This window comes from Patescibacteria group bacterium, assembly GCA_018817085.1.
Taxonomy (GTDB): domain Bacteria; phylum Patescibacteriota; class WWE3; order CG2-30-40-12; family CG2-30-40-12; genus CG2-30-40-12.
Window position 1 is genome coordinate 1 of sequence record JAHIUT010000017.1, and the last position, 2,788, is coordinate 2,788.

Here is a 2,788-nt window from a genome sequence, read left to right on the forward strand (position 1 = left end):
TGCTGGGCAGGGATGGCAACGAAAAGCGCGAGGTTGTTGTTGGCGTCCACGAGGACGGACGCAAGCGTTATGTAGCGCTGGACTTCACGCGTCCTCCCGAGATTGTGAACGGGATGGCGATGGAAGTAGCGCCTGTGGAGCGAGAGTGTCGCCGGAATGGGGATGGAAGTGCCACTTTTTGGGTGAAACTTCTGCAGGCTCCTCTTGTTGTTGCAGAGGACGATGTTCCGGATACGCGCATCCTCATTCTTTGTCATGCTCCGTACCGCGAGAGTCGCGATACGGAAGCGGATACAGTGAAGTGGGATTTGGTTGGGGGTTCGGGTTCTCTTCTCATTCTCCATGATGGGGCGATTGTTGAGACTCATACGCACATCATTGCCAACTATCGCGGGTTGGCGGTGGTGGATGAGAAGGAGATGGAGAAACCGCGAGCGCAACAGCGACGGCAACCCCAACATGCGCGGATTCGTCGCGTCTAGGTGGTAAGTGCGCGCCAATGGGGCGGGGGGATTGGAACAGATTTGTGTGGAATTTTCACGCAGATTTGTTCCGTCCCCCTGCCCAGTATTTTTTTAACGAAGGAGTCACTCCGCCAGCTGGCGGGGAAACTCCTTTAAAACCCATAAATCACCTCGTATTAACGCGAAAGAGAACAACATCTCCATCTCTCATCAAATACCCTCTTCCTTCAAGCCGAACCAAACCTTTATCCTTGCAATTTTTCCAGCCTTTTTCTTCTACAAAATCTTTCCAATCAACCACATCCGCCGCAATAAAGTTTTTCTCAAAATCGGTGTGAATTACCCCCGCGCATTCCTGCGCCGTCATCCCGCCAATAAATTGCCAAGCCCGAACCTCTTTTGGTCCCGCGGTAAAAAAGTTTTTGTATCCTAAAAGCTCGTAACATTTAGCAATTACTTTATCCAACCCCGATTTTTCTATGCCTAGCTGTTTTAGGTATTCCTTTTGGTCCTCTTCGGATAGGGAAGACAGCTCGTTTTCAAGTTTCGCGGAAATACACACACCCGGTGTGGGGATGTTCTCATCCGTATTAAAAACCACCACTTGCGGTTTTAGGGTTAAAAGGGAAATGTTTTGGCACAACTCCAAAGCGCCTTCTGTCAACTTTACATTATATAGGAGTATTCCCGAATTAAGATGTTCTAGTATTTCTTTTAACGCATTGGTTTCCGCTACCGTTTCCACTCTTTTGCTTCTCGTCCCAAGCATTTTTTGAACGGTTTCTATGTCTTTTAGAATAAGCTCGGTATTTATAAGTTCAATATCCTTTTCTGGGTCAACGGAACCAGCCCTTATTATATTTTCATCCTTAAACGCGCGAACAAGATGAAGAATAACCTCAACTTCGCGAATATGAGAGAGAAACTTATTTCCCAACCCTTCGCCTTTATGGGCGTTTGGCGCAAGCCCAGCGATATCCACAAATTTGCACACGGCGGGGGTTTTAATACACACACCGGGCGTGTGCGCCCCCACACCCGGTGTGGATGTAATTTCAAATAGTTTGTCCAACCGTGCGTCCGGAACAGCTACAACACCAACATTAGGTTCAATAGTGGCAAAAGGGTAATTTGCGCACAAAGCCTGCTGGCGTTTTAATAAGCTATTAAATAATGTGGATTTGCCAACATTAGGCAAACCCACAATTCCAATTGATAAAGCCATTGACAAACATCCTTTACTTTGATATAAAAAAATAGTATTGTCCACCCCGATGTAAGTCGGGGTTTTTATTTGGGTATCAATATGTTTTCTATAGTCTCTAAGAAAATATGATGTATTTTTCTTACCTCCCACGGAGCTTTATATTCAAAGCACAGCATTAGAAAATTTTTATTTTGTTTCTGAAGTTTTTTAGCTAAACAGACGAAGTCGCTATCCCCGCTAATTATTATTACAATGTCTACTTTTGTTAAACAAGCCCCGACATCAAATCCTATTTCTGCGTCAAAATCACATTTATAAATAAATTTAGTTTTTTTCTTATTAATATATATTTTCTTTAGATTTCTATGGATGACCTCAAACTCAAGATTTTTTAAAATTTGCGCATAGCGTAGATTATTTTCTCTTATCTTTGAGGGGATTTTTTCGCTTTTTGGATAGGCTCCTCTATAATATTTAATGAACTCAACTTCAAAATTATTTTCTAAGAAATGTTTAAAATTTCGCCAGTCTATTGTCCTTTTCAATTCTCTTTGAGTATGGAACATATTGGCATCGTCAATGAAAACGCCAGCCCGTTTGTTTTTGTATTTTTCAAGAATTTTCTTGGCTTTTTTATCCATCCCACAAATTTTACCATAACTTTGCGAAAATGGGACTACCCCGATTCAACTCAAGACTTGGAACAGACTATTGACAAACCTCTTAACTTGTAGTATAATGGTCACATAATTGGAGAGTCGGGGGAGGAGCTTTCCTAGAAAAGAGACCGAGGCCACGGTCTGCCCCCCCCCCGCCTAAAAAATTTAGCCATCCACCCGCCTTTCGTAAGGTGAGGGTGGAAGAAAGGAAGGAAATGAAAATGTCTTGGAGAGCGCCTTGCGCAATAACCCACTATAAGGGGAGGGTTCGCTCGTCCTAAATCCAAAAATGGACGACGAACCGCCCAAGGCGCTATGACAAAAATGCCCACCCGCGCGGGGGTGGTGAGCTGTAACGCGCTCAGAAAAATCCGTGCGTCGATTCGGCAGGTGGACGGGAGAAGGCTGTTGTTTGTTTAGCCATCGCGCACGACCTAGCGCATCCCGTCCGTCTGCCA

At 44.4% G+C, this 2,788-nt stretch carries 3 protein-coding genes; 1 reads left to right on the forward strand and 2 read right to left on the reverse strand.

All coding sequences use genetic code 11. The features are described 5' to 3' along the window. On the forward strand, positions 1–482 hold a 482-nt coding region (locus KJ678_01130; GenBank protein MBU1016751.1), incomplete at its 5' end, for a hypothetical protein. A 148-nt stretch (positions 483–630) separates the two neighbouring features. On the opposite strand, the gene KJ678_01135 is transcribed toward KJ678_01130, so the two are convergent. Both KJ678_01135 and KJ678_01140 read right to left on the reverse strand, forming a co-directional pair. After that, complete coding sequence (locus KJ678_01135; protein MBU1016752.1) at positions 631–1,689, reverse strand: YchF family ATPase; 1,059 nt, start codon at positions 1,687–1,689, stop codon at positions 631–633. A 65-nt stretch (positions 1,690–1,754) separates the two neighbouring features. Further along, positions 1,755–2,312, reverse strand: coding sequence for an NYN domain-containing protein (locus tag KJ678_01140; GenBank protein MBU1016753.1), 558 nt, complete (start codon positions 2,310–2,312; stop codon positions 1,755–1,757). Positions 2,313–2,788 lie beyond the last annotated feature (476 nt).